Source organism: Mesorhizobium sp. M0152, from assembly GCF_040322415.1.
Classification (GTDB): domain Bacteria; phylum Pseudomonadota; class Alphaproteobacteria; order Rhizobiales; family Rhizobiaceae; genus Mesorhizobium.
The window spans coordinates 161,488-167,565 of the sequence record NZ_JAMYTH010000012.1; the positions used below are offsets into that span (position 1 = coordinate 161,488).

Sequence of the window (6,078 nt, forward strand, 5' to 3'; positions counted from 1 at the left end):
CCGCCGGCTCCATGAGTGCACCCCCATCGACCCATCCTATCGTGAACGGGAATATACGGACGGCTCTCCATGTGATAAGCCTATATTACTCGATGTTTGGTATCTGTTTGGACGATACATGCTGGATGGCGTTTCCCTGGATCACCTTCGCACCTTCGTGGCCGCCGCCGACGAGGGCAGCTTTTCTGCCGCAGGACGGAAAGTCGGCCGTGCGCAGTCTGTCGTCAGCCAGACGATCGCAAACCTGGAAGCACAATTGGGATTGACGCTGTTCGAGCAGACCGCCCGCTTTCCCCAGCTCACTGCCGGCGCAAAGAGTCTGCTGCCTTCAGCTCGGCAGATCGTCCGTGACGCGGACAGATTGAAGGCCCAGGCGCGCAGCCTTTCGGCAGGCCTGGAGGCAGTCCTGTCGATCATGGTCGATGTCATGTTCCCGCAGCGATTGCTGACGGAAGCCGTGAGCGCGTTCGCATCGGTCTATCCCAGCACGCCGCTCCGCCTCCACATCGAGGCACTCGGCGCCGTTGCCGAATTGGTCGTGGACGGGCGGTGCAGCGTCGGCATCATGGGAACCTACCCGATGATCCCGCCGTCGCTTTCGTCGGAACGCCTGCTGTCGGTCGAAATGGTCACCGTGGTGGCGCCGAACCATGCTTTGGCCAGATGGCGCGGACCAGTGCCGCTGGATCAGGCGGAAACGGAGACACAGCTCGTTCTTACGGATCGCTCTGCGTTGACAAAGGGCGTCGATCTCGGCGTCCAAAGCAGCAACACATGGCGTCTTTCCGATCTCGGCGCCAAGCACGCCTTTCTGGTCGCTGGCCTTGGCTGGGGACATATGCCGTTGCCGATGGTTGCCGACGATCTAACGGCGGGACAGCTGGTCCAGATCATGCTGGAAGGGCCTGGACCCGGGCTTTTGCCGATGCAGGCCATCTACAAGGCCGACAGTCTTCCTGGTCCGGCCGCTCGGTGGCTGCTTGATCGCATCCGCTCCGCTGCAAATATGCGGTTGCGAGAATGGGACGGCCTGAGAGCGTAGCAGGGCGAACTCGTGATTGCCTGTCGCCAATGTTTGGCTTTCCCCATCGCCAATTTTCCTAGGCTTCATCTTCAAAATTACCCATCCGATTTGCACGCCATGATGCGCAATTCCCGCACGCAGCGATCGGAGGTCTTCCATCTTTCAAGACCTATCGCTTTCTATCTCGGAGACCCCGAAGCAATAGAAAACATAGCATGCAACGACATCTTCCAGCGCCCGTTCAGGCGATAGTCGAGGAGAAATGATATGGCTCCCGAAGGCATTTTTGAATGCTACCTGGTGGTAGGCAGAAACGTCTCGGTTAAAAAAGACCGTCACCGCTGATACGACCAGTTTTTTGGTCCAATCGCGCCGATATGGCACGTCGGATCGGCGAGCGCCGTGAAGGGTCAGTCCAGACCCACGTCGAAACTAAAGAGTCGATGCGTCGCATCGATCGCCGACATCGAAGCCCGCTGTAGCTCAGGTCATCCAGAATCTGCAGACCGACGTCCGTGATGTTTCCCTTGCAGGAACCCAGGTGGCGGCACTGGCATTTATAGCATGGCCGGCTCGTGACCCTGGCGAACGACCTCAGCGCGGTGTGGTTTCAGGATCATCGACCAACTCGCCGAGCCGTCGCCTCACTCCAAGGCGCATGGATTGCAGTCTCGCACCCTTGGAGGCTCGGCAACTGAACTTGCGAGGGACCATGGAGGTATCGAATACACTCGCACATCAAGGACATCGTCTGCTGCAGATAGGCGTTGGCTTGTTCCTGTTTACGTCTTTCGAAGGCTTCGCGATTCCGTTCCTTGCAGCTCCATTGCTTGGACGGTCCGCCCACTCGTTAAGCGCCCTCCTTGGGGTCATCCTGATTTCGCTTGGGTTGGTGTGGCCGAGGCTGAATCTCGGCGCGATCGCGGCCCGGATCGCGTTCTGGTTCCTTATCTATTCGGGCGTCGCTATCACGGCCGCATTCATCATTGCGGCCCTCTGGGGCGCCGGCAAATCGACGATGCCACTAGCGGGTGCCCCTGCGGGAACTCCCCTCCAAGAGCTGTTGATTACAATTGTCGGGTACTCGTCGGCGCCGACCGGCATCATTGCATTCGCGCTCATTTTTTGGGGTCTTCGCCTTCGAACGCCGGGAGCCAACTCTTTGGACACCCAATCCGATGATGGTCCGCCACATCGACATAACAGAGTCACATGAGCCGACAACTACCAAGCATGTGACTGCGCCAATCTCGATGATCGGCCGCCGAAGGTGCCGCTTGGCAAGTCCGAGAAATCCCTGCAATAGATGGATAAAGCCAACACCGACGTCGGGAACTCAACTAACCGGTCAGCATTTAGTCCGCGCCGCCATCGCCCCCTATTCCCACTCGATTGTTCAAATAGCCAATAACCCATTGAAATTGCTGTCAAATCTTTTTTACAACCCTGAAAAGACCGACACCAAAACCGTCAAAAAATTACGCTCCTGATTTTAAATGGAAATTCACCGCAAAAAATATTTTGAGGTGTCACTAACTATCGGGACCAATCGGACAATCTTTTGCATTTTGTGCGTTCGACGGCGCGCCTTAGCCGTGTCGAAAAGTACCGTCACTGCTTCAAATAGGTGCATTTTTCGTGCGAAATCAATGGTCATAGTGGGCCCGGGAGGATGTGCTAAGAATATTGACTTCATTGGCCTTTTCGCGGGCACTAAGTCAGAAAGTTTCTCGTACCGTTCCGTATTGTCTCGCGATTGACTGGCTTGCGCGAAACGTTTTCCGGTCTGTCTCAACGTCTACGGCATTAACCGGCACATCGTTCCCCTCTCAAGCCATGCCATCGGTCTACCCCGCCGCCAAAGCCGTCACTTCACGGCGGAACGGCAGCGCATCACCGATATTCTGTTCGTCCAGCTCACGAGCGAAGCGATGGCCGGCATAGGTCGCCCAGGCGATCGGGCCTGGCGCCTCGGCGTCGCCGATGATCTTGATCGAGCGAATGCCATTGTCGGCCCATTCGCCCCCTCGTCCCTTAAGTGCGCGCCAGACCTCGTCGTCTTGTTGGCGCGAGGTTACCAGCACCACCGCGTCCGCGGCGATGTCACGTTGGGCGCCGGTATAGGCGCAGGCTGTGGCAACGCCTCTTGGCATGACGCGCGTCACGGTCCGGTTGAGCACGATCTCGACGCCGAGCCCGGCCAGCCGGCGATGGATAGCGCCCTGCTCCAGCGTGTTGCGGGTCCAGTCCGACACATATGCGGACGGCGTCACCAACGTCACCCTGGCACCGTTGCGCGCCATCAGCTCAGCCAGGACACCACCCATGTAGTAGTGGTCGTCGTCAAACAGCACGACATTGCCGGTGGGCATGCTGCCAGCCATCAAGTCGTCCGGTGTGTAGACCGGCATGGCAGGATTTATAGGCATCGGCACGACATGGGCGCGCGCTACACCGTCGCGGCGCCATGTCGAGCCGGTGGCGAGGGCGATGTTCTGAAAGCCGAAGCCGAGTACGTCCTCGGCCGACAACCGGCTTTCGAAATAGATGTCGACATTGGACATCTGGCTGAGCTGGTACTGGCGATAGTCGCGCACGCGGCCCCAGGCCGACAACCCAGGCAGGCGGCACTCGCGCGCCACGCGGCCGCCGAGTTCGGTACCGGCCTCGGCAATGGCCACCCGATAGCCGCGCAGGCCGAGCGCGCGGGCGGCCTCCAGCCCGGCTGGGCCGGCGCCGACGATCAGCACGCTGTCGCTGTCGCCCTTGGCCTGGATGCGTTCAGGATGCCAGCCCTTGCGCCACTCCTCCATGAAGGTCGGGTTCTGCGTACAGCGCGAGATCGACATGGTCATGTCGCCGGTGATGCAGATGTTGCAGCCGATGCACTCGCGGATGTCCTCGATCCGCCCCTCTTCCACCTTCTTCGGCAGGAAGGGATCGGCAATCGACGGACGGGCGCAACCGATGAAATCAAGCGTACCGGACTTGATCATCCTGACCATCACATCCGGCGATGTGAAGCGACCGACGCCGACGACAGGCTTTGAGGTCAGAGTCTTGATGCCGGACACAAGGCTTTCCTGCGCGGCTTCTTCCTTGAACCGCGACGGCCCCGAACAATCCTCCCAGGCGCCATGGGCCAGATCCCAGAGGTCGGGCAGGTCGGCATGCATCTCGATCAGATCGCGCACTTCGGAATTGGCGAAGCCAAGCTCGCCGATCATCTCGTCCAGCGACAGCCGCAGCGTCAGGCCGCAGGTGTCGCCGATGGCATCCCTGCCCTCTTCGATCAGCTCGCAGGCGTTGACCCGGCGAGAGCGGCTGAGCCCCCACGCCGCTCACCAGGGCGGCCGTTGCGCCGAGTGATGGCACGAGCACGAAAAGAACAGCGCCCGTGAGCACCAGGACGATGGTGAGTTTGATCGTCGTGCTTGGAATAGCGGGCCTTCACATAGGCTTCGTTCAGCGTGTTGAACCAGGCTCGATGACGTTGCTGGTCGCGGCCAAGCTTCGGACAATCGTCGGTCCTGGCCCTGCCTACCGGGCGCTGAAGAATGGCCACGTCAGTACCGACGCAGCGTTAAAAAGCCGAAGGATCGGGGCGACAGCCACGCTCCACTTGCAAAGAACCGAGCCCGAGCTTGCGGGGGGAACATTGGTTCTGGGCTTACGTTTTAGTTCATGAGACGGAATGGGCGCGGTGATGAACGCGTTGGTGAAAGAAATCCTGAGTGGCGTGGCTGAAATGCTCCCGGCTCTGGTCCAAAGGGAAAGAGGCCCGCGTGAGCAACTGCCCGTCGACGCGCCAAACTTTCCCAAAGATCTGGAGCCGGTAATCCGGGCCGAGCCGCCGGCCACATCCCACCCTCAAGACCGCGACAACCAGCGGGACCAGCAGAAACCTGAAGCCTTTGCGGCGGGGCCCTGAGCCGTAGGCCGCTTGGCAATTCGGCGTTCCTCACTTCTCCTGGAATGGGACCGGCGATTGCCGCTCGACCGCTAAGGTCCGTCCCGCAAAAAGCTGGTGCGCGCTCGCAGATGGAAACCATACTGCGATTGCTCGATTATTTTCGCTGCGGCTGAAACGCAGCTTGGCGAAAGCTTGGTTGCCTGGCGACAGGACCTGGCCCCCCCGCTCCCTCCAGAGCGTGGACCTGCCACGCGCCCACCTTTCTGGCAGCGCCCACCAATCAACAGCACCTTCCCTGATTTTGTCGCAGTCATGTTGGCACCCTGAAGACGCCGAGGCGCCGAGTGAATATTCGGCGAAGTTTGCTTGATGGATGCCGCGCTAGGACGTCGATCCGGAGTCCTGTCCTGATGTGGGCAGCCGATCCCGAATGGCTTGCTCCGCCTCGATGGCTGTCGATCTCGCCACCTTTTCCGCCTTGCCAGCCAACGTTTGTGAACCCGTGTCGGAACTCTGCCGGTCGGCCTCTTCCTTCCCTGCCACGTAAGCCTCGGACGCAACCCCCTTGGCCGTTTCGAGCCCCTGCTCGAAAACCTGTCTGGCGCTGTCACGAAGTTCTTTGTTGTACGCGCCGACCTGCTCATCTTCCGTCTGCGTATGCGGCAGCATCGCCCCGATGACAGTTCCCAAGACGAGACCAACAGCGGCCACCGCCAGCGGTTCACTTTGCAGAAGGTCCTGGGCCGACCGGCTTGCCTGCGCTGCGCCTGAACCCAGCAGCCCAGCGGTGCCAGTCAGCGTGCTCTTGGCGCTGCTTGCGGCACTTGCCGCCGTGTCAGTGACACCAGCGACGGCCGAGGCCATCGAATCCGCGGCATCGGAAAGCTTGTCACCCAGCCTGGAGCTTGCCTCGCCAAGACCGGAGCCACCACTTTGCGACTGGTTGTAGTCGGAGAAATCAGTCACACCTCCGTCCCCAACGTCGTCAGTCCTGGTGAAACTGCTGAGGCCTTCGGCCGACGTGCCCTTGCCAAGCATTAGCCAAGCTAGCCCCGCGCCGACCATGGTCAATGGCAGCGGGTTGTCACGCACCTGCGTCCTTAAATTGTTCATCATCGACGAAAGATCGCCGCCGGCGAAC

Annotated in this window: 5 protein-coding genes and 2 pseudogenes; 3 read left to right on the forward strand and 4 right to left on the reverse strand. The window is 60.1% G+C overall.

Translation table 11 applies throughout. The features are described from left to right. The first annotated feature begins 118 nt into the window (after positions 1-118). Together NKJ26_RS15225 and NKJ26_RS33555 are read left to right on the forward strand one after the other, a co-directional pair. Complete coding sequence (locus tag NKJ26_RS15225; protein WP_352696025.1) at positions 119-1,042, forward strand: LysR family transcriptional regulator; 924 nt, start codon at positions 119-121, stop codon at positions 1,040-1,042. A 694-nt stretch (positions 1,043-1,736) separates the two neighbouring features. Continuing rightward, positions 1,737-2,240 (forward strand): styrene oxide isomerase, encoded by a 504-nt coding sequence (locus tag NKJ26_RS33555; RefSeq protein WP_502899441.1) that lies wholly within the window; start codon positions 1,737-1,739, stop codon positions 2,238-2,240. 631 nt (positions 2,241-2,871) lie between these two features. On the opposite strand, the gene NKJ26_RS15230 is transcribed toward NKJ26_RS33555, so the two are convergent. The 3 genes and pseudogenes from NKJ26_RS15230 to NKJ26_RS15240 all read right to left on the reverse strand — a co-directional run. Then, positions 2,872-3,879, reverse strand: coding sequence for an NAD(P)-binding protein (locus tag NKJ26_RS15230; protein WP_352696031.1), 1,008 nt, complete (start codon positions 3,877-3,879; stop codon positions 2,872-2,874). 60 nt (positions 3,880-3,939) lie between these two features. Then, positions 3,940-4,326, reverse strand: a pseudogene (locus NKJ26_RS15235) (oxidoreductase); the annotation flags it as partial. A 128-nt stretch (positions 4,327-4,454) separates the two neighbouring features. Beyond that, a pseudogene (locus NKJ26_RS15240) lies at positions 4,455-4,557 on the reverse strand (nucleotidyltransferase); the annotation flags it as partial. A gap of 161 nt (positions 4,558-4,718) precedes the next feature. Here NKJ26_RS15240 and NKJ26_RS15245 point away from each other — a divergent pair. Continuing rightward, positions 4,719-4,955 carry a hypothetical protein gene (locus NKJ26_RS15245; RefSeq protein WP_352696026.1) on the forward strand — a complete coding sequence of 79 codons (237 nt, stop codon included), beginning with the start codon at positions 4,719-4,721 and terminating at the stop codon, positions 4,953-4,955. Between the two features lie 363 nt (positions 4,956-5,318). On the opposite strand, the gene NKJ26_RS15250 is transcribed toward NKJ26_RS15245, so the two are convergent. Then, on the reverse strand, positions 5,319-6,078 hold a 760-nt coding region (locus NKJ26_RS15250), incomplete at its 5' end, for a hypothetical protein (protein WP_352696027.1).